Origin of the sequence: Methylobacterium sp. NPDC080182 (genome assembly GCF_050281105.1) — a bacterium.
Taxonomy (GTDB): Bacteria; Pseudomonadota; Alphaproteobacteria; order Rhizobiales; family Beijerinckiaceae; genus Methylobacterium.
Genome location: NZ_JBNNWO010000014.1, coordinates 107,734 through 127,619 on the forward strand (window position 1 = coordinate 107,734; position 19,886 = coordinate 127,619).

At 70.9% G+C, this 19,886-nt stretch carries 19 protein-coding genes; 8 read left to right on the forward strand and 11 right to left on the reverse strand.

Annotated elements, in window-relative coordinates:
- Positions 1 to 7: 7 nt before the first annotated feature.
- The 4 genes from ACQKQD_RS23560 (at position 8) to ACQKQD_RS23575 (ending at position 4,725) form a co-directional block, all read left to right on the forward strand.
- A complete protein-coding gene (locus ACQKQD_RS23560; RefSeq protein WP_427509703.1) occupies positions 8 to 1,981 on the forward strand; it encodes a monovalent cation:proton antiporter-2 (CPA2) family protein in 1,974 nt (657 codons plus the stop codon).
- A 17-nt stretch (positions 1,982 to 1,998) separates the two neighbouring features.
- Complete coding sequence (locus tag ACQKQD_RS23565) at positions 1,999 to 3,435, forward strand: MATE family efflux transporter (RefSeq protein WP_020093862.1); 1,437 nt, start codon at positions 1,999 to 2,001, stop codon at positions 3,433 to 3,435.
- Between the two features lie 110 nt (positions 3,436 to 3,545).
- Entirely contained in the window at positions 3,546 to 4,334 is a 789-nt protein-coding gene (locus ACQKQD_RS23570) for a DUF937 domain-containing protein (RefSeq protein ID WP_427509704.1), read from the forward strand.
- 73 nt (positions 4,335 to 4,407) lie between these two features.
- On the forward strand, positions 4,408 to 4,725 hold the full coding sequence (locus ACQKQD_RS23575) for a cupin domain-containing protein (protein WP_427509705.1): 318 nt from the start codon (positions 4,408 to 4,410) through the stop codon (positions 4,723 to 4,725).
- 33 nt (positions 4,726 to 4,758) lie between these two features.
- On the opposite strand, the gene ACQKQD_RS23580 is transcribed toward ACQKQD_RS23575, so the two are convergent.
- A complete protein-coding gene (locus ACQKQD_RS23580; RefSeq protein ID WP_427509706.1) occupies positions 4,759 to 5,208 on the reverse strand; it encodes a hypothetical protein in 450 nt (149 codons plus the stop codon).
- A gap of 541 nt (positions 5,209 to 5,749) precedes the next feature.
- Between ACQKQD_RS23580 and glyA the strand changes: the two genes are divergently transcribed.
- The 4 genes from glyA to ACQKQD_RS23600 all read left to right on the forward strand — a co-directional run bounded on the left by glyA (position 5,750) and on the right by ACQKQD_RS23600 (position 9,436).
- A complete protein-coding gene (gene glyA, locus ACQKQD_RS23585; RefSeq protein ID WP_012320887.1) occupies positions 5,750 to 7,054 on the forward strand; it encodes a serine hydroxymethyltransferase in 1,305 nt (434 codons plus the stop codon).
- Positions 7,055 to 7,169: 115 nt separating this feature from the next.
- Positions 7,170 to 7,703 carry a transcriptional regulator NrdR gene (nrdR, locus tag ACQKQD_RS23590; RefSeq protein WP_056523583.1) on the forward strand — a complete coding sequence of 178 codons (534 nt, stop codon included), beginning with the start codon at positions 7,170 to 7,172 and terminating at the stop codon, positions 7,701 to 7,703.
- On the forward strand, positions 7,700 to 8,809 hold the full coding sequence (gene ribD, locus ACQKQD_RS23595) for a bifunctional diaminohydroxyphosphoribosylaminopyrimidine deaminase/5-amino-6-(5-phosphoribosylamino)uracil reductase RibD (RefSeq protein ID WP_427509707.1): 1,110 nt from the start codon (positions 7,700 to 7,702) through the stop codon (positions 8,807 to 8,809). The genes nrdR and ribD overlap by 4 nt, the downstream gene beginning before the upstream one ends.
- Before the next feature lie 3 nt (positions 8,810 to 8,812).
- Positions 8,813 to 9,436: a riboflavin synthase gene (locus tag ACQKQD_RS23600; RefSeq protein ID WP_020093868.1), complete on the forward strand. Its 624-nt coding sequence runs from the start codon at positions 8,813 to 8,815 to the stop codon at positions 9,434 to 9,436.
- Positions 9,437 to 9,539: 103 nt separating this feature from the next.
- On the opposite strand, the gene ACQKQD_RS23605 is transcribed toward ACQKQD_RS23600, so the two are convergent.
- The 10 genes from ACQKQD_RS23605 to plsX form a co-directional block, all read right to left on the reverse strand.
- Positions 9,540 to 9,968 carry a PaaI family thioesterase gene (locus ACQKQD_RS23605; RefSeq protein WP_091681860.1) on the reverse strand — a complete coding sequence of 143 codons (429 nt, stop codon included), beginning with the start codon at positions 9,966 to 9,968 and terminating at the stop codon, positions 9,540 to 9,542.
- A 266-nt stretch (positions 9,969 to 10,234) separates the two neighbouring features.
- The gene (locus ACQKQD_RS23610) at positions 10,235 to 11,806 is read right to left on the reverse strand and encodes a SpoVR family protein (protein WP_091927321.1); all 1,572 of its coding nucleotides are present in this window, start codon (positions 11,804 to 11,806) and stop codon (positions 10,235 to 10,237) included.
- A 34-nt stretch (positions 11,807 to 11,840) separates the two neighbouring features.
- The gene (locus ACQKQD_RS23615) at positions 11,841 to 13,142 is read right to left on the reverse strand and encodes a YeaH/YhbH family protein (protein ID WP_020093871.1); all 1,302 of its coding nucleotides are present in this window, start codon (positions 13,140 to 13,142) and stop codon (positions 11,841 to 11,843) included.
- A gap of 193 nt (positions 13,143 to 13,335) precedes the next feature.
- Entirely contained in the window at positions 13,336 to 15,288 is a 1,953-nt protein-coding gene (locus tag ACQKQD_RS23620; RefSeq protein ID WP_427509708.1) for a PrkA family serine protein kinase, read from the reverse strand.
- Positions 15,289 to 15,506: 218 nt separating this feature from the next.
- Positions 15,507 to 15,950 carry an Ig-like domain-containing protein gene (locus tag ACQKQD_RS23625; protein ID WP_427509783.1) on the reverse strand — a complete coding sequence of 148 codons (444 nt, stop codon included), beginning with the start codon at positions 15,948 to 15,950 and terminating at the stop codon, positions 15,507 to 15,509.
- A 120-nt stretch (positions 15,951 to 16,070) separates the two neighbouring features.
- A complete protein-coding gene (locus ACQKQD_RS23630; protein ID WP_026605037.1) occupies positions 16,071 to 16,490 on the reverse strand; it encodes a hypothetical protein in 420 nt (139 codons plus the stop codon).
- A gap of 90 nt (positions 16,491 to 16,580) precedes the next feature.
- Entirely contained in the window at positions 16,581 to 17,084 is a 504-nt protein-coding gene (locus tag ACQKQD_RS23635; protein WP_132367011.1) for a MerR family transcriptional regulator, read from the reverse strand.
- A 114-nt stretch (positions 17,085 to 17,198) separates the two neighbouring features.
- Positions 17,199 to 17,519, reverse strand: coding sequence for an integration host factor subunit alpha (locus ACQKQD_RS23640; RefSeq protein ID WP_020093876.1), 321 nt, complete (start codon positions 17,517 to 17,519; stop codon positions 17,199 to 17,201).
- 167 nt (positions 17,520 to 17,686) lie between these two features.
- Positions 17,687 to 18,694, reverse strand: a complete 1,008-nt coding sequence (locus tag ACQKQD_RS23645) for a beta-ketoacyl-ACP synthase III (protein ID WP_056531284.1) — start codon at positions 18,692 to 18,694, stop codon at positions 17,687 to 17,689.
- A 99-nt stretch (positions 18,695 to 18,793) separates the two neighbouring features.
- The gene (plsX, locus tag ACQKQD_RS23650; protein WP_026605038.1) at positions 18,794 to 19,828 is read right to left on the reverse strand and encodes a phosphate acyltransferase PlsX; all 1,035 of its coding nucleotides are present in this window, start codon (positions 19,826 to 19,828) and stop codon (positions 18,794 to 18,796) included.
- Positions 19,829 to 19,886 lie beyond the last annotated feature (58 nt).

The window sequence follows — 19,886 nt, forward strand, 5'->3', positions numbered from 1 at the left end:
GATCACCATGGCGAGCCCCGTCGAACATGCGAGCTTCCTGCCGCCGGTCCTGACCTTCCTCACGGCGGCCGTGATCGGCGTGCCGATCTTCCGGCTGATCGGGCAGAGCGCCGTGCTCGGCTACCTCGTGGCCGGCGTGCTGATCGGGCCCTCCGGCCTGTCGCTGATCGCAGAGCCCGACACGGCCGCGAGCGTCGCCGAGATCGGCGTGGTGCTCCTGCTCTTCATCGTCGGGCTGGAGCTGCACCTGTCGCAGCTCGTCTCGATGCGCCGCGACATCTTCGGCCTCGGCGCCGCGCAGCTCGTCGTCTGCGCGCTCGTGCTCGGCGGCGCCGGCCTCGTGGCGGGTCTCAGCTTCGGCGCCGCCGCGGTGATCGGCCTCGCGCTCGCCCTCTCTGCCACCGCGGTGGCCCTGCAGCTCCTGGAGGAGCGGGGCGATCTCGGCAGCGCCTACGGCGCGCGCGCCTTCGCGGTCCTGCTGTTCCAGGACCTGTCGGTGGTCGGCATCCTGGCGCTGATGCCGCTGCTGGCCTCGGCCGGCGAGGCGACCGACGTCTCCTGGCTCGGGGAGGCCGCGGTCTCCACCGGCAAGGCGCTCGCGGCGATCCTCGCGGTGGTGCTGGTCGGCCGCTACGGCCTGAACCCGTTCTTCCGGCTGCTCGCGGCGAGCGGCGCCCGGGAGGTGATGACCGCCGCGGCGCTCCTGGTGGTGCTCGGCACCGCGCTGCTCATGGAGCAGGTCGGCCTGTCGATGGCGATGGGCGCGTTCCTCGCCGGCATCCTGCTCGCCGAGTCGAACTTCCGCCACCAGCTGGAGGCCGACATCGAGCCGTTCCGCGGCATGCTGCTCGGCCTGTTCTTCATGAGCGTCGGCATGTCGATCGACGGCGCGCTCGTGCGCGAGGTCTGGCCGGCCCTGTTCGGCGCGACCCTGGCGGCGATCCTGGTCAAGGTCGCCATCGTGGCCGGCCTGTTCCGGCTGTTCGGCTCGGACACCCTCGGGGCCCTGCGGGGGGCCGCGGTCCTGGCGCCCGCGGGCGAGTTCGCCTTCGTGCTGCTGCCGCAGGCCCAGGATCTCGGCCTCACCGGCGTCACGGCGACGCGCTTCGCGGTGGCGCTCGCCGCGCTGACCATGCTGATCGGCCCCATCGCCGCCAAGGGTCTCGACAAGCTGATCGAGCGGCGCAACGCGCGCAGCACCTTCGCGCTGGAGGAACCCTCCACCGAGCTGTCCGAGAGCGGCGACGCGCGGGTGCTGGTGATCGGCTTCGGCCGGTTCGGGCAGGTGCTGACGCACGTGCTGATGGCCGAGGGCATCCCGGTCACGGTGATCGACAAGGACGTGGAGCAGCTGCGCGCCGCCTCGCGCTTCGGCTTCCGCATCTACTACGGCGACGGCACGCGCCTCGACGTGCTCCGCGCCGCCGGGATCGGCCGGGTCGAGCTGGTCTGCATCTGCGTCGACGACCGGGAGGGCGCCCTCAAGATCGTCGACATCGTCCACGAGGAATTCTCGAGCGTGCGGACCTTCGTGCGGGCCTACGACCGCCTGCACGCGGTGGAGCTGATGAACCGGGACGTCGACTACCAGATCCGCGAGACCGCCGAATCCGCCCTCGCCTTCGGGCGGGCGGCCCTGGAGGGGCTCGGCCTGTCGCCGGAGGCCGCCACGGCCCGGACCGACGACGTGCGCAAGCGCGACATCGCGCGGCTGGTCCTGCAGCAGGCGGGCGCCCTGCCGGACGGGTCCAGCTGGATGCGCGGCGCCGCGGCCGGGCTGAAGCCCGAGCCGCTGACCGCCCCGGTCCGGCCGGCCCGGGCGCTCAGCACCGAGACCCGCGACCTCGTGGGCAGCGACCGGCGCGAGGCCGCCGAGCGGCTCCTGGAGAAGCCCGCCCTGGCCCCGCAGGAGACGGAAGCCGCCGAGGATCCCGATCCGGAGGCCGAGCTCGAGGCGGAAGGCAGCGCCCGGGATGCGTGACGGGCGGGATGTCTGACATGTCCGACGGGCCGCCCCCGGCGGAGGCGGGCCGCTTCGTCACCGGCTCGATCCTCCGCCACGTCGTGGTGATGGCGGCCACCGGCTCGGTGGGGCTGATGGCGATCTTCGTCGTCGATCTCCTGTCGCTGCTCTACGTCTCGACGCTGGGCGACCCGAACCTCACGGCGGCGGTCGGCTTCGCCGGCATCGTCCAGTTCTTCGCCACGGCGGTGAATATCGGCCTGATGATCGCCGCCGGCGCCCTGGTCGGGAAGGCCGTCGGCGCGCGCGACCGCGCGGCGGCGCGGCGCCTCGCGACCTCGGCGCTGGTCCTCGGCAGCCTCGTGGCCGCCCTCATCGCGGGGCTGATCGCGCTGCTGGCCGGCCCGCTCCTGGCGCTGATCGGCGCGCAGGGCGAGGCGCTGCGGGTGGCCGTCCTGTTCCTCTACATCACCCTGCCGTCGAACCTGCTGCTCGCCGCCGGCATGCTGTTCACCGGGCTGCTGCGCGCGGTCGGCGAGGCGCGGCAGGCGATGTCGGTCACCCTGGCCGGCGCCGTGATCACCGCGCTCCTCGATCCGCTGCTGATCTTCGGGGCGGGCCTCGGCGTCACGGGCGCGGCGATCACGGTCTGCGCGGCGCGTGCGACCTTCGTGGCGGTAGGCGTCCGCGGCGTCGCCCGGCACGGCCTCCTGGGCCGGCCGCGCCTGTCCGATCTGCCGGCCGACGCGGCAGCCCTGGCAGGTGTCGCGGGCCCGGCCGTGCTGACGAACCTCGCCCCCTCGGTGGCGAGCGCCTTCCTGGCGCGTCTGTTCGCCGGCTACGGAGCGGACGCGGTCGCGGCCGCGTCGGTGATCGACCGGCTGACGCCGGTGGCCTTCGGCGGCCTGTTCGCGCTGTCGGGGGCGATCGGCCCGATCCTGGCGCAGAACTGGGGCGCGGGCCTGTTCGAACGGATGCGCGGCGTGCTCGGCGCGGCGATCCGGGTGACTCTGGCCTACTGCGCCGCGGTCTGGCTCCTCCTGGCGCTGGCCCGGGGATGGCTCGCCGGCCTGTTCGGCCTGCAGGGGGTCGCGGCCGAGCTGTTCGGCTTCTTCTGCCTTGTCGGCGGCGCGATCTGGTTCTTCAACGGGCTGCTGTTCCTCGGCAACGCCGCCTTCAACAATCTCGGCTTCCCGCTGCGCTCGACGCTGCTGAACTGGGGCCGGGCGACGCTCGGGACGATCCCGCCGGCCATGCTCGGCGCGTCGCTCTACGGCCCCCGCGGCGTGGTGGCCGGAATGGGGGTCGGCTCCCTGGTCTTCGGCGCGCTCGGCATCCTGCTCGCCCGCCGCACGGTCGACCGGCTGGAGGGGGTCGGCCCGCGCCGGCCGGAGCCGGACGTCGCCGCCGAGGCGCCCCACCGGGCGGCGCCGCTGCCGCCGGGGCACGCTCATCCCGAGCCGCTGAGCTGAGACGGCGGCGCGGAGGCACAAGTTCCGCGGGTGGGAACTGGTATTTCCCCGCGCAAAGGGTCACGATGCCCTGTCCCGGGCGGTCCCGGCCGGGACAGGATCGAGGCGTCATGTTCAACCCGCTCGAGATGTTCCAGGCCCAGGGCGAGGCCGGGCTTCAGGCCATGGGCCAGCCGTTCGGCCTGACGACCGAGCAGACGGCCCGTGCCTTCGAGGCGCTGATGCCGGCCCTGACGCTCGGCCTCCAGCGCAGCGTCGGCCTGGACCCGACCGGCTTCGCGCGGATGTTCGGTCTGGAGGCCGCCAAGCCGGCGCCGGCGCAGGGGTTCGAGGCCCTCGGCCAGATGTTCGGCTCGGCGCAGCTGATGCAGGCGGTGCTGCGGCAGGCCTCGGCGACGAGCGGCGTCGGCGCGCAGGTCCTGCGCCAGATGCTGCCGATGATGGCGGGCGCCGTGGTGGCGAGCATCGTCCACGTCATGCTGAACCAGCCGCAGGCCGAGCCGGCGCGGCCGAGCGCGCCGCCGCCGCCCGTGCCGTTCCCGTTCGGCCCGGCCTGGGCCGAGATGGCCAGGGCGATGATGCCGGCGGTCGAGCCGCCGGCTCCGCCGAAGCCGGCCGCCAGACCCGCCGCCAAGCCGGCCGCCAATCCGCAGGCGAGCGCGGGCGAGGCCGGCTCCGACATGTTCCAGCAGATGCTGCGCACCGGGGCCGAGGTTCAGGGCAACAACATCCGGGCGATGCAGGAGCTCTTCGAGACCTTCTGGCCCACCTCCGGCACGCCGTCCGCGAGCGCCGTGCCTCCGGCGCCGTCGACCAACCCGGCCCGACCGGATCCGGCGCCGGCCGACCCCGCGGCCGGCAAGGGCCGGCGCGGCCGCCAGCCCGGCGGGACCGGTTGACGCGGGGGCGGGGTCCGGTCGAGCGTTGACCCGACCGATCGGAGCGGCACCCCGCCGGCGAGGAGACCCGTCGATGAGCGATTACCTGACCGCCTGGGACGACCGCGCCGAGAGCCTCGGCGGGAACGGCGTCGCCAAGCGCACGATCCCGGGCTCGGGCGCCAGCCTCGTGCGCGTGGTCGTCCCGGCCGGCGTCTCGGCGCCGGCGCACAGCCACGATCACGAGCAGTTCGTTCAGGTGCTCTCGGGCTCGGGGATCCTGGAGACCGAGCGGGGCCGCGAGCCGTTCTCGGCCGGAAGCGTGTTCCACTTCCCGGCCGGAGCGTGGCACGCGGCCGCGTTCGAGACCGAGACGGTCCTGATCGAGACGAACCTCGCGATGCGGACCTGACGGCACCGCCGAGGCGCGGCGCGCCATCCGGCCTCAGCCGCCCGCGGAGGTATCGAACTGCGCGTCCAGGCTGACGACGCGCGCCACCGTGTCCTGAGCGCAGCGGATCGCGCCCTCGGCGGTGAGCAGCTGCCCCTCTTGCGGATCGAAGACGATACCGTCCGACTGGGCCGCGCAGGCCGCGACAGCCATCCACGCCCCGACGCAAGCCGGGAGCGTGGCGAAGTAGAAGGCATAGACGCACGTCCACGGCCCGCCGAAGTCGATGTCGGTATAGGTGTCCGTCAGATCCGACAGCGGAATGATCTGGCATTCGAAGCCGGCCTCGCGGCGCCGCCAAGTCGCGGGCAGATGCTCTTGCGTGGCCGGCGGTATGCGCGCGGCGTCGAGTTTCAGATCGAACCCGTTTTCGTGGATGGCCGCCTGCCATTCCGCCACGCCAGGCATCGCGCCCGCGCAGAGCGCGTAGGCTTCCATGCTCATGGCAACCTCTCTCCGAGTAGGATCGCGGATATTGACAGTCCCTTGACCGAGTTTCCTCGTCTCAAGTGAACCTCTATGACGGGAAAACTGTCATCCACGCCGACATCTCTGCGCAGTTCGCGCGCGCGAGCCGGCGTCTACTGCGCCTTGCCGGTCTTGATATCCCAGATCGCTCGAACCGGGGCAGCGCTGGTCCTGCCGTCGCGCGATGAAGGCTAGGCCGAGCCGAAGCTCAGTGATGGAATAATCCAGGACATCCGGCAGATCACAATACCGCATCGCGTCTCTGATCCTCGAAACGTTCATGATTTATTCCATGACTTTTTTCCTTTTATCAAGCCGCTGGTGGCAGAGAAGGAAAATATGCCGACAGCACTCTCGAGGTCGCCGCGGCAGGCTGCGACAAATTATTCTTGGCGCGCGAGCAAAATGCCTGTGCTTGGCCTGAGCCCTCGGCGCGTGTAGGAATCCCACCTTCAACGCCCGCCCGTGCACGCCGACGAAAGGCCGGGCATCGCCCCTACCAGAACAGAGGCAGACCATGAGCGCCGGTACCGCCGCCGACAAGCACTTCTCCAACAGCTTCTTCGCCGCCCCGCTGACGGAAGCCGACCCCGAGATCGCCGAGGCGGTGGCCAAGGAGCTCGGCCGCCAGCAGCACGAGATCGAGCTGATCGCCTCGGAGAACATCGTCTCCCGCGCCGTGCTGGAGGCTCAGGGCTCGGTGCTCACCAACAAGTACGCCGAGGGCTATCCGGGCCGGCGCTACTACGGCGGCTGCCAGTTCGTGGACATCGCCGAGGATCTCGCCATCGAGCGCGCCAAGCGCCTGTTCGACTGCGGCTTCGCCAACGTGCAGCCGAATTCCGGCTCCCAGGCCAACCAGGGTGTGTTCCTGGCGCTCATGCAGCCCGGCGATACCTTCCTGGGCCTCGACCTCGCCGCCGGCGGCCACCTGACGCACGGCGCCCCGCCGAACGTCTCGGGCAAGTGGTTCAAGCCGGTCTCCTACACGGTGCGCCGCGAGGACCAGCGGATCGACATGGAGCAGGTCGCCCAGCTCGCCCAGGAGCACAAGCCGAAGGTGATCATCGCCGGCGGCTCGGGCTACCCGCGCCACTGGGACTTCGCCAAGTTCCGCGAGATCGCCGACTCGGTCGGCGCCTACTTCATGGTCGACATGGCTCACTTCGCGGGCCTCGTGGCGGCCGGCGTCCACCCGTCGCCGTTCCCGCACGCCCACGTCGCCACCACGACGACCCACAAGACCCTCCGCGGCCCGCGCGGCGGCATGATCCTGACGAACGACGAGGCGCTCGCCAAGAAGTTCAACTCGGCGATCTTCCCCGGCCTCCAGGGCGGCCCGCTCATGCACGTCATCGCCGGCAAGGCGGTGGCCTTCGGCGAGGCGCTGAAGCCCGAGTTCAAGATCTACGCCCGCCAGGTGGTGGAGAACGCCCGGGCGCTCGCCGACACGCTGATCTCGGGCGGCTACGACATCACCTCGGGCGGCACCGACAACCACCTGATGCTGGTCGACCTCCAGCGGAAGGGCCTCACCGGCAAGGCCGCCGAGGCGGCCCTGTCGCGGGCGCACATCACCTGCAACAAGAACGGCGTCCCCTTCGACACGCAGAAGCCGACCATCACCTCGGGAATCCGGCTCGGCACCCCGGCCGGCACCTCGCGCGGCTTCGGCGTCGCCGAGTTCAAGCAGATCGGCGGCTTCATCGTCGAGGTGCTGGACGGGCTCGCCGCCAAGGGTGAGGCCGGCGACAGCGCGGTCGAGGCCGACGTCAAGACCCGCGTCCACGCGCTGACGGACCGGTTCCCGATCTACGGCTGAGGCAAGAGGGCCGCTTGAGCCGGGGCCGGTCTTCCGGGCCGGCCCGCGGTAGATTAGGAAACGGCCGCGGATCCGACCGGTCCGCGGCCGTTTCCATGCCCGAGTAGCGAGATCCATGCGCTGTCCCTACTGCGGCGGCTCCGAGACCCAGGTGAAGGACTCGCGGCCCTCCGAGGACGGCGCCGCGATCCGGCGCCGCCGGGTCTGCCCGGACTGCGCCGGCCGCTTCACCACCTTCGAGCGCGTGCAGCTCCGCGAGGTCGTGGTGCTCAAGCGCTCGGGCAAGCGCGTGCCGTTCGACCGCGACAAGCTCCAGCGCTCCATCGACGTGGCGCTGCGCAAGCGCGCCGTCGATCCGGAGCGGATCGAGCGGCTGGTCAGCGGCATCACCCGGCAGCTCGAGAGCGCCGGCGAGCCCGAGGTGACCTCCGAGGCGATCGGCGAGCTGGTGATGGCGGGGCTGAAGGGCCTCGACGACGTCGCCTACGTGCGCTTCGCCTCCGTCTACAAGAACTTCCGCGAGGCCCGGGACTTCGAGGAGCTGCTCGGCACGCTGAGCGACGGCACGCCGGTACCGGCGGCCGCGCCGGGTCCGGAGGGCGACCCGGAGCCCGAGGCGTCGGGGCGGCGCCGCGCCGGGCGTCCATGAGCGGCGACCCGAACTTCATGCGCCTCGCCCTGGCGCTGGGCCGACGCGGGCTCGGCACCACCTGGCCGAACCCGTCGGTCGGCGCCGTCGTGGTCGAGCCCGAAACCGGCCGCATCCTCGGGACGGCGGCCACGGCGCCGGGCGGGCGCCCGCACGGGGAGCCCGTGGCGCTCGCCGCCGCCGGCGAGGCTGCCCGCGGCGCGACCCTCTACGTCACCCTGGAGCCCTGCTCCCATCACGGCCGCACGCCGCCCTGCACCGACGCCATCCTGGCCGCCGGGATCGCCCGGGTGGTCAGCGCCCTGGAGGATCCCGACCCGCGGGTGGCCGGGCGCGGCCACGACCTCCTGCGGCGGGGCGGCGTCGCGGTCGAGACCGGGCTGATGCGGGAGGAGGCGGCGCGCGACCATGTCGGCCACGTCACCCGGGTGACCCGCGGCCGCCCGGCCCTGCACCTCAAGCTCGCCCGCACCCGCGACGGCTTCTGCGCTTCCGCCGGGCCGGAGCGCCTGCGGATCACCGGGCCGGTGGCGGACGGGGCGGTCCACCTGTGGCGGGCCCACGCCGACGCGATCCTGATCGGCATCGGCACCGCCCGGGCCGACGACCCGTCGCTGACCGTGCGGCTGCCGGGCCTCGGCACGCGCTCGCCCCTGCGGGTCGTGCTCGACACGCATCTGCGGCTCTCCCCGGCGAGCGTCCTCGCCCGCACCGCCCGCGACACACCGACTTTGGTGCTCACGACCCGCTCGGCCCCGGCCCACGCGCGGCGGGCCCTGGAGGCGCTCGGGGTCGAGGTGGCGACCGTGCCGGCGGACGCGGCCGGCGGGATCGATCTCCCGGCGGCCCTGGCGCATCTGGGGGAGCGCGGCCTGACCCGCCTGTGCAGCGAGGGCGGCCCCCGCCTTGCGGAGGCGCTGGCCCGGGCCGATCTGATCGATGCCTGCACGCTGGTCACCGGGCCGGCGGAGCTGGGCGCAGCGGGCGGCCTGCCGGCGCTGGGCCCGGCCCTGGCGGAGGCCCTGGCGGACGACCGGTTCCGGGAGGCAGAGCGGCTGCAGCTCGGGCCCGACACGGCCGTGACCTACGAACGCAACAGGACGTAAGCGATGTTCACGGGCTTGGTCAGCGCCATCGGCACGGTCGTCTCGGTCTCGGGCGACGGTGACCTGCGCCGGATCGCGATCCGCGCCGCCTACGATCCGGCGACGATCGCGCTCGGCGCCTCGATCGCCTGCGCCGGACCGTGCCTCACCGCCGTGTCGGTGGAGCCCGCCGCGGGCGGCTGCGTCTTCGCGGTCGACGCCGCCGCCGAGACGCTGGCGCGCACCACCGTCGGCACCTGGGCGGCGGGCACGCGGATCAACCTCGAACGCTCCCTGAAGATCGGCGACGAGCTCGGCGGCCATCTCGTCACCGGCCACGTCGACGGCCTCGCCGAGATCGTGGAGCGCGTGAGCGTGACGGCCGATGCCTGGGGCGCCAGCGAGCGCTTCACCCTGCGGGCCCCGGCCGCCGTGAAGAAGTTCATCGCCGAGAAGGGCTCGGTCTGCCTCGACGGCACCTCGCTCACCGTGAATGCGGTCGCGGACGACCTGTTCTCGGTGCTGCTGATCCCGCACACGCTCCAGGTCACCACCTGGGGGGAGCGGCGGCAGGGGGACCGGCTCAACCTGGAGGTCGACCTGATCGCCCGCTACGCCGCCCGGCTCGCCGAGGCGCGTGTCGGCTGAGCAAGCCTCCCGTCCTTGCGCGGCGAAGCAACCCAGCGACACGCCCCGTCTGGCAATCGCGCGCTGCCCTGGGTTGCTTCGCTGCGCTCGCGAAGACGGCGCGTCAGCGCGGCGGGATCGAGTAGGTGCCGGTGGCGTGGCAGACGAGGTCCGGGCTGCCGACGGCGGTGATCGACACCTCGCCGACTGCGAGGCGCCGGCCGAGCTTGAGCAGCCGGCATTCGGCCACGAGATCCCCCGTGGCGGGCTTGCGCAGGAAGTTGAAGGTGAGGCTCGTCGTCACCGCGAGCGCCACGGGACCGATATTGGCCAGGATCGCCGCGTAGAGGGCGTAGTCGGCCAGCGCCATCATGGCCGGCCCCGACACGGTCGCGCCGGGACGCAGGAAGCGCTCGTGGGCTTCGAGCCGCATCCGCGCCGAGAGCGGTCCCACGGCCTCGAGGTGGTAGGCGCGCCCGCCCGCCTGCATCTGCGGGAATTCGCGGTCGAGGAAGTCGCCGGTCTCGGCGAGGGTGAGGATCGTGGCGGTCATTGCCCCATGCAGCACGGCGGTACCGCCGAGGCAATCACGAGGCCTTCGGAACTGCCGTCCTCATCGGAAGGTCCCGGTCGATCGGCCGGTGCCGTCTTGGCGAGCGGCGCGAAGCGATCCAGTCGGCGCTACATTCACCGATGTCGCGCGACCCTGGGTCACTTCGCTGCGCTCGTGATGACAGAGGGCTGCCGCCATCGAGGATTTCGGCCGGACGCCACATCAGGACGGGGAATCGGGCGGGAGGTGCCCTCCCGCCGTCCCGCTCAGAAGAAGATCGGCCGCGCGCTGGCGGTGATCTCGCCCAGCACCGTGCCGGTGGCGGGCTCGATCTCCTTGAGCACCACGTCGTAGCCCCAGAGGTCGGCGAGGTGCTGCAGCACGCGCTTGGCGTCGTCCTTCTGCAGGGTGATCTTGTTGATCGCCTTGTGGTGCAGGATCAGGCGCCGGTCGCCCTCCAGGTCCACGTCCACCACCTCGATGTCGGGATCGAGCCACGCCACGTCGTACTGACGCGCGAAGGAGCGGCGCAGCTTGCGGTAGCCGCGCTCGTCGTGGATCGCCTCCACCCGCAGTTCCGGCTCCTCCGGATCGTCGACCACGTGGAACAGGCGCAGGTCGCGCATCAGCTTGGGCGACAGGAACTGCTGGATGAAGCTCTCGTCCCGGTAATTCTCCCAGCAATCGCGCAGCACCGCCATGGCGTCGCCGACCCCGGCGATGTCGGGGAACCATGCCCGGTCCTCCTCGGTCGGCTGCTCGGCGATGCGGGCGATGTCCTGCATCATGGCGAAGCCGATCGCGTAGGGATTGTGGCCGCCGTAGGAGCGGTCGTCGTAGTTCGGCTGCCGGATGACGTTGGTGTGCGACTGCAGGAACTCGAGATAGGCCGCCTCGGTGATCTGCCCGGATTCCGACAGGGCGTTCATGATCCGGTAGTGGCAGTAGGTCGCGCAGCCCTCGTTCATCACCTTGGTCTGGCGCTGCGGGTAGAAGTACTGGGCGACCAGGCGGACGATGCGCAGGATCTCGCGCTGCCAGGGGCGCAGGCGGGGCGCGGCCTTCTCCAGGAAATACAGGATGTTCTCCTGCGGCAGTTCGAGCAGCGCCTTGCGCCGCTCGGCGGCCGCGTCCGGACGCGCCGTGCCGATTTTCTGCGGCAGGGTGCGCCAGAGATCGTTGTAGATCTGCTCGCCGTGCTCGATCCGCTCGCGCTCGCGCCGCTGCTCGGAGGCGAGGTCCGGCCGCTTCTTGCGCGGGTAGCGGTGGACGCCCTGGCTCATCAGCGCGTGGGCGGCGTCGAGCACCTGCTCCACCGCCTGGTGGCCGTAGCGCTCCTCGCAGCGGGCGATGAAGCCCTTGGCGAAGTCGAGGTAGTCGAGGATGCCCTCGGCGTCGGTCCACTGCCGAAACAGGTAGTTGTTCTTGAAGAAGTGGTTGTGGCCGAAGGCGGCGTGCGCGATGACGAGCGTCTGCATCGTCGCCGTGTTCTCCTCCATGACGTAGGAGATGCACGGGTCCGAGTTGATGACGATCTCGTAGGCGAGCCCCATCAGGCCGCGCCGGTAGCCGGCCTCGTGCTGGGCGAAGTGCTTGCCGAACGACCAGTGCTTGTAGAACAGCGGCATGCCGATCGACGCGTAGGCGTCGAGCATCTGCTCGGCCGTGATGATCTCGATCTGGTTCGGGTACCACGACAGTCCGAGCTGCGGCCCGGCCACCGCCTCGCAGGCGTCGTGGATCCGCCGGATCGTGTCGAAATCCCAGTCGTTGCCGGTGAACAGCGGCTTCTGGTTGCCCGCGATGATCTGGGGCGTGCGTGCCTTGACGAGCGTCATGCGGCCTCCCGATCGGTCGATGCGTGCGCGGCCATCACGCCTCCGCCTCGGCGCGGCCTTCCTTGCGCCCGAACAGCTCGCGGAAGACCGGGTAGATCTCCCGGCGGTGGTTGACCTTGCGCATGGCGATCGGTCCGCCGGCCTTGGCGATGGCCTCGTAGGTCCGCCACAGGGTGGTGCGGTGCTCGACGAAGCCGGCGCGGGGACCGTTCTCGTCGCCCACCTCCAGATAGGCGAAGTGCTGGCAGGCCGGCAGGATGTGCGACCGCAGCAGCTCCGTGGAGGTCGGCCCGTCGGAGGAGACGTTGTCGCCGTCCGAGGCCTGGGCCGCGTAGATGTTCCAGTCGTTCGGGTCGTAGCGCTCGGCGATGACGCGCTTCATCTCCACGAGCGCCGACGAGACCAGGGTGCCGCCGGTCTCGCGGGAGCCGAAGAAGGTCTCCTCGTCCACCTCGGTCGCCCGGTCGGTGTGGCGGATGAACACGATCTCGACGTGCCGGTAGCGGCGCGTCAGGAAGATGTGCAGCAGGATGTAGAATCGCTTGGCGAGGTCCTTCATGTGCTCGGTCATCGAGCCGGACACGTCCATCAGGCAGAACATCACCGCCTGCGCGATCGGCCGCGGATAGGGCTCGAACCGGCGGAAGCGCAGGTCGATCGGGTCGACGTAGGGGATGCGCTTCGCGCGCTCGCGCAGCCGGAACAGCGCCTGCTCCAGGTCCGGCCGCTCCGGATGCCCCTCGGCGAGGGCGTCGAGCCGGGCCTCCAGGGCCGCGACCTCGTCGGGCTTCGGGCGCTTGAGGGCGATCCGCCGCGACATCGAGTTGCGCAGGGTGCGGGTGAGCGCGAGGTTCGCCGGCGAGCCGGTGACCGTGTAGCCCGCCCGGCGCAACCCTTCCGTCTCGACGATGGCGAGGCGACGCTTGGCGAGGTCCGGCAATTCCAGATCCTCGAGGAAGAGTTCCAGGAACTCCTCGCGGGTGAGCACGAAGCGGAACGCGTCCTCGCTGTTCTCGCCGCCCTCCCCGCCCTCGCCGGAGCCGCGACCGCCGCCGCTGCCCGGCGGGCGCTCGATCGTGTCGCCCTCCACGTAGGTCTTGTTGCCGGGCAGGATGTGGTCCTGCAGGCCGGTGCCGGGCTGGCGCGAGAAGCGGGGCTCCCGGACGCCGTCCGCCGGCACGGTGACGCGGCCGTCCTTGCCGAGATCCTTGATGTCCTTCTCGCGGGCGGATTCCCGCACCGCGCGCTGGGCCACGTCCTTCACGCGCCGCAGGAAGCGCTGGCGGTTCGGGAGGCTCTTGCCGCCCGGGTTCAAACGTCGGTCGACGATGTGCATCCGCTGCGAAAACCCTCGTCCGCGTGCTCCGGCCGGGTCCGGACCCTTGTCGTACCATGCTGTCACCGGAGGGAAGGATCCCTCTTTGGCAGCAGGGCCGCGATCTTCGCCGGCCGGTCGTCCGAAACTGTGGCGGCGGAGGGTCGGAACGGGGCCCGGCCGACCGAGCGGGCCGGTCGAGCCCCGTCGTCCCTCAGCCGGCCTGCTTCACCCGCATGTACCACTCCACCAGGCGGCGGACCTGCCGCTCGGTGTAGCCGCGCGCGACCATGCGCTCGACGAACTCGCCGTGCTTCTTCTCGGTCTCGCCGTCCTTCTTCGAGCCGAAGGAGATCACCGGCAGCAGCTCCTCCACCTGGGAGAACATCCGCCGCTCGATCACCTCGCGCAGCTTCTCGTAGCTGGTCCAGCTGGGATTCCGGCCGCCGTGCTGCGCCCGGGAGCGCAGGGCGAACTTCACCACCTCGTTGCGGAAGTCCTTCGGGTTGGCGATCCCGGCGGGCTTCTCGATCTTGGTCAGCTCCTGGTTCAGGAGCTCCCGGTTCATGAGCTGGCCGGTCTCGGCGTCCTTGAAGTCCTGGTCCTCGATCCAGGCGTCGGCGTAGTCGATGTACCGGTCGAACAGGTTCTGCCCGTAATCGTGGTACGATTCGAGGTAGGCCTTCTGGATCTCGTGGCCGATGAACTCCGCGTAGCGCGGGGCCAGTTCGGTCTTGATGAATTCCAGGTACTTCTTCTCGGTCTCGGGCGGGAGCTGCTCGCGGCGCAGCGACTGCTCCAGCACGTACATCAGATGCACCGGGTCGGCCGAGACCTCGGTGGTGTCGTGGTTGAAGGTCGCGGCCAGCACCTTGAAGGCGAAGCGGGTCGAGATCCCGTCCATGCCCTCGTCGACGCCGGCCGTGTCCTTGTACTCCTGCATCGAGCGGGCGCGGGGATCGACCTCGCGCAGGGACTCGCCGTCGTAGACCCGCATCTTGGAGAAGACGTTGGAATTGGCGTGCTCGCGGAGCCGCGACAGCACCGAGAACCGCGCCAGCATCTCCAGCGTGCCGGGCGCGCAGGCCGCGTCCGACAGCTCCGAGCCGGAGATCAGCTTCTCGTAGATCCGCTGCTCCTCGGTGACGCGCAGGCAGTACGGGACCTTGATCACGTAGATCCGGTCGATGAAGGCCTCGTTGTTCTTGTTGGTCTTGAAAGTCTGCCACTCGGCCTCGTTCGAGTGCGCCAGGATCACGCCGGTGAACGGGATCGCGCCGATATTCTCGGTGCCGACGTAGTTGCCCTCCTGCGTCGCGGTGAGCAGCGGGTGCAGCATCTTGATCGGCGCCTTGAACATCTCGACGAACTCGAGGATGCCCTGGTTCGCCCGGTTCAGGCCGCCCGAGTACGAGTAGGCGTCGGGATCGGCCTGCGACAGCGTCTCCAGTCGCCGGATGTCGACCTTGCCGACGAGCGAGGAAATGTCCTGGTTGTTCTCGTCGCCCGGCTCGGTCTTGGCGATGGCGATCTGGCGCAGGCGCGACGGCCGGACCTTGATCACCTTGAAGCGCGAGATGTCGCCGTTGAACTCGTCGAGGCGCTTCAGCGCCCAGGGGCTCATCAGGCCGGTCAGCCGCCGGCGCGGGATGCCGTAGCGGCGCTGGATCTCCTCGCCCATGGTCTCGGGGTCGAACAGGCCCAGCGGGCTCTCGAAGACCGGCGACACCTCGTCCCCAGCCTTGAGTACGTAGACGGGGTGAACCTCCATCAGGAGCTTCAGCCGCTCGGCCAGCGACGACTTACCGCCGCCCACCGGCCCGAGCAGGTAGAGGATCTGCTTGCGCTCTTCCAAGCCCTGCGCGGCGTGGCGGAAGAACGAGACGATCCGCTCGATCGTCTCCTCCATGCCGTAGAATTCGCGGAAGGCTGGGTAGGTCCGGATCGTCCGGTTCATGAAGATCCGGCCGAGGCGCGAATCCCTGGCGGTGTCCACGAATTCCGGCTCGCCGATCGCCGCGAGGATGCGCTCGGCGGCCGAGGCGTACATCAGGGGCTCGTCGCGACAGGCATCCAGGTACTCGGAGAGCGTCATCTCCGTGTCGCGGCGGGCCTCGTACCCTCGGGCGAAGCTCTGGAAAAGGTCGTTCGTCGCATGCATCGGCATTCGATAACCCTCTCAGACCGTGACAGCTTCATCCTGTCTCGGCTCGGATGCAACCGACAGGCCCGCTTTTGTCGCAGTGCGGCGAGCATGGCGCCCGGCATGTCGATTGCATGCAACACTCGGGAGCGCTGAAGGCGTCACGGACGAGACTCCGTGACGCCCCCGGACGGCTGCCCGGGCGGCAGGACTGGGCAGATACCGTTTCGGCCGGAGCCTGCTCACAAATCCGTGCCCTCTTTCTTGCCGTCGTCTCCTGATTTGGTCGCCGCGCCCCCGACCGTGATCTTGACGGTCTGCGTCTGGACTTGGCCGTCGGAGCTCTTGACCTCGAACGTCACTTCGTCGGTGCCGGTGAATCCGTTGTTGGGCTGGTAGAACAGCGCCTGGACGGCCGCTTCCTTGTTGGGGCAGCGGTAGCTCGCCGGCGTCTTCAGCTTGCCGACCTTGGTGATCACCGATCCGTTCTTCGGCGGGCCCGAGACCTTGAACTCCGGCATCGGCCCAGGAGAACAATCCTTCTTGAGGTTGGGCGCGATCTCGATGCGGACCGTCTTGCCGGGCGCCACCGTCTTGGTTCGGTTGGACGGCGTCTGGGCCAGGGCGGGCCCGGCCAGTGCCATGCTCCCTGCGAGCAGCGCGGCGAGCGGACGTAGGGCAATCATGGCAGCGTCTCTCCAGTGCCGACCCGGGACCTCTCCCCGGACACGCGTCCGGATGTCCCGTTCATCGGTGGAGACCATGTGGGGACGCCGCGCACGGGCGTCGAGGGCTCGGGCGGCGGGTTAATTCTGGAGGGCCGCCGCGACGATCCCGGTGATGCGGGCGATCTGCGCCGCGTCGAACTCGCCGGCCAGGGCGGCGGCGAGCCGCCCCTCGACCCGCGCCCGCTCCCCGGCATCGGCCACCGGCACGGGGGGAATCTCGTCCTCGGCCAGCCGGCAGACCCGGCGAATCGTCTCGGCGGCCGCCAGGAGTTTCTCCCGGTCGGTGGGACCCATCTCCCAGAGCGGGTTGCGCAGGCGGCTGATCACCCGCTTGGCGTCGCGATAGTCCCGGTCGACCCCGGTGGCCGCCTCGATCTGGCTGACGAGGAACATCAGCTCCAGGACTTCGGACGCCGCCTCCGGGCAGGAGCGGACGATCCGCATGATGCGGGCCATCAGTTCCTGGCTGGGCGTCAACTTGGGTTTGGGCGCGGCCATGCGGGCGACAACGCGACGTGTTGCCGGAAAGTTCGCCCGCCGCGCGCCGGGGCCGGGGTCGTCGAGCCCGGCAGGCCCGCTCAGGCCCGCTCAGGCCTCCATGTCGGGCAGGTCGCGCAGCCCGTCGAGCAGGGCGCGGCAGGCGCGCAACTCGTCCAGGGCCTCGGCCAGGGCCGCCCGGTCCGACGCGCCGAACGTCGCGCCCCCGGTCCCGCTCCGGGCTCCCGCCTCGGTCTCGACCTCCTGAAGCAGCGGCTCGGCCGCCACGGCCTCGCCGCGGCCGACGGCCTGCACGAAGCGGACGCCGTTCTCCTTGAGGACCCGCTGCGCCCCCGCGATGGTGTAGCGCTGCACGTGCAGGAGATGGCGGATGCCGGCGACGAGCTCGATGTCCTGGGGCCGGTAGTAGCGGCGCCCCCCCGCCCGCTTCACGGGGCGGATCTGGCCGAAGCGGGTCTCCCAGAACCGCAGGACGTGCTGGGGCACGTCGAGTTCCTCAGCCACCTCGCTGATCGTCCGGAAGGCGTGGGCGCTCTTCTCGCCGATCCCGGTCGGCGGTTCGTCGGTCGAGGCGGCGGCGAGGGCTGGCGGCATGGGCGTCTTACGGAGCGGGGCGAAGCGGCCCGATCTTGCCGGCTCGCGGGGCCGCACTCAAGCCTGAAGAGCCCGCCCGAAGAGCCCGCCGACACGGCCGCTTTCGCGGCGCGCTCACTCGTCGTCGTGGTCGCCCGCGCCGTTCAGGCCGTTGATCTTGGCCTTGAGCACGTTGGAGGGCTTGAACACCATCACCTGCCGCGGCTCGATCGCGACCTCGACCCCGGTCTTGGGATTGCGGCCGACGCGCTTGCCCTTGCTGCGGACCACGAAGGAGCCGAACGAGGACAGCTTCACCGTCTCGCCGCTCGCGAGGCAGCTGCAGATCTCGGACAGCACGGTCTCGACGAGGGCGGCCGACTCGGTCCGCGACAGGCCCACCTGGTGGTAGACGGCCTCGCTCAAGTCGGCGCGCGTCACCGTCTTGCCTGCCATGCCGTGTCCCCTCGCCCGCGTCGCTCGCCCCATGACGCACGGCGCGGCACCCTTGGCCGCGCCGAACGCTGAAGGCGTATCCCTATGATCCGGCACGCTAATCGGCGCTCCGCCCCCGGTCAACCGCGCTGGGACAGCGAATCGTTTCGGGCGCGCCGCCCGAAACGCTACCAGCGGATCAGCGCGGCGCCCCAGCTGAACCCGCCGCCGATCGCCTCGATCATCACGAGGTCGCCCGCCCGGATGCGGCCGTCCCGCCGCGCCACGTCGAGGGCCAGGGGTATCGAGGCCGCCGAGGTGTTGCCGTGGCGGTCCACCGTCAGGACGATCTTGTCCCGGGCGACACCGAGCTTGTCGGCTGAGGCCTCGATGATCCGGCGGTTGGCCTGATGCGGCACGAACCAATCGAGTTCCTCCGCGGTGATGCCCGCCTGCGCGAAGGCTTCCACGATCACGTCGGTGACCTGCCCGACGGCGAATCGGAACACGTCGCGGCCCTCCATGCGCAGGTGGCCGGTGGTGCCGGTGGAGCCGGGGCCGCCGTCGACGTAGAGCTTCTCCCGGTGGCGTCCGTCCGACCGCAGGCTCGCGCTGAGGACGCCGCGGTCCCCGGCCCCCTCCTGCGCCTCCAGCACGACGGCGCCGGCCCCGTCGCCGAACAGCACGCAGGTGGTGCGGTCCTCCCAGTCGACGATCCGCGAGAAGGTCTCGGCGCCGATCACGAGGGCCCGGCGGGCGGCCCCCGTGGTCAGGAACTTGTCGGCGGTCGAGACCGCGAAGACGAAGCCGGCGCACACCGCCTGCAGGTCGAAGGCCGCGCCCTGATGGATGCCCAGTGCCGACTGGATCTGGGTCGCGGTCGCCGGGAAGGTGTGATCCGGCGTCGAGGTGGCGCAGATGACGAGGTCGATGTCGTCCGCGCTCAGCCCGGCATCGTCGAGGGCCGCCCTGGCGGCGCGCGTACCGAGGACCGAGGTGGTCTCGTCGGGTCCCGCGAGGTGGCGCTGGCGGATCCCGGTCCGCTGGACGATCCACTCGTCGGACGTGTCCACCCGCTCGGCGAGGTCGGCGTTCGTCACCACCCGCGCGGGCAGGCTCGAGCCGGTCCCGACCACCACCGAGCGCAGAGGGGGGACGCGCCGGTGCTGCTCGGGGTCAGTGCGGAGGGTTGCCATCATTGTCCTTCCCGGACGATCCAGCTTCACAATCGCCGGTTGTGAAGCCGCGGGCGTCCGATTTCCATCCCGTCCGTCGACGGAGGCCCGGTGCCGGCGTCAGGCCGGCGCCAGCGCCGCCGTCTGGTCGAGCATCTCGCGGATCGTGCGGATCATGTCGTGGCGCGCCATGTCGTGTGCCAGATCGATCGCCGCGGCGAAGCCCTGCGCGTTCTCCGAGCCGTGGCTCTTGATGACGATGCCCTCGAGGCCGAGGAACACCCCGCCGTTGGCCCGGCTCGGGTTCATCTTGTCCTTGAGGGCCTTGAAGGCCTGCCGCGCGAACAGGGCGCCGATCTTGGCGGCCAGCGTCCGGGTCATGGCGGAGCGGAGATAGGTGCCGATCTGCTTGGCGGTGCCCTCGGCGGTCTTGAGGGCGATGTTGCCGGTGAACCCCTCGGTCACCACCACGTCGACCGTGCCGCGCCCGAGATCCGTGCCCTCGACGAAGCCGTGATAGGTCAGGCCGGGGCTCTCCATCTCGCGCAGGATCCGGGCGGCCTCCTTGACCGCCTCGTTGCCCTTCATCTCCTCGGTGCCGACGTTGAGCAGGCCGACGGTGGGGCGCTCGAGGTCGAACACGATGCGCGCCATGGCCGAGCCCATCACGGCCATCTCGACGAGGTGCTCGGCATCCGTGCCGATCGTGGCGCCGACGTCGAGCACGACGCTCTCGCCGCGCACGGTCGGCCACAGGCAGGCGATGGCCGGGCGCTCGATGCCCGACATGGTCTTCAGGCAGATCTTTGACATCGCCATCAGCGCGCCGGTGTTGCCGGCCGACACGCAGGCATCGGCCTGCCCGTCGCGGACCGCCTGGATCGCCTGCCACATGGACGACTTGCCCCGGCCCTGGCGCACCGCCTGGCTCGGCTTGTCGTCCATGGCCACGGCCACGCTGGTGTGGCGGATCTCCACGCAGTCCTTGAGCCGGGGCTCCTTGGCGACCAGCGGCGCGATCACCGCCTCGTCGCCGAACATGAGGAAGGTGGTGCCGGGATGGCGCTCCCGGGCCAGCGCCGCGCCGGGCACGACCGTGGTGGGCCCGTGGTCGCCACCCATGGCGTCGAGCGAGATGCACACGCGTTGGGACATGTCGGTAGCGGGTCGCGGGTCTCGGCGGGAAAGGGGTTCGGACGGCGGCGGGACGGGG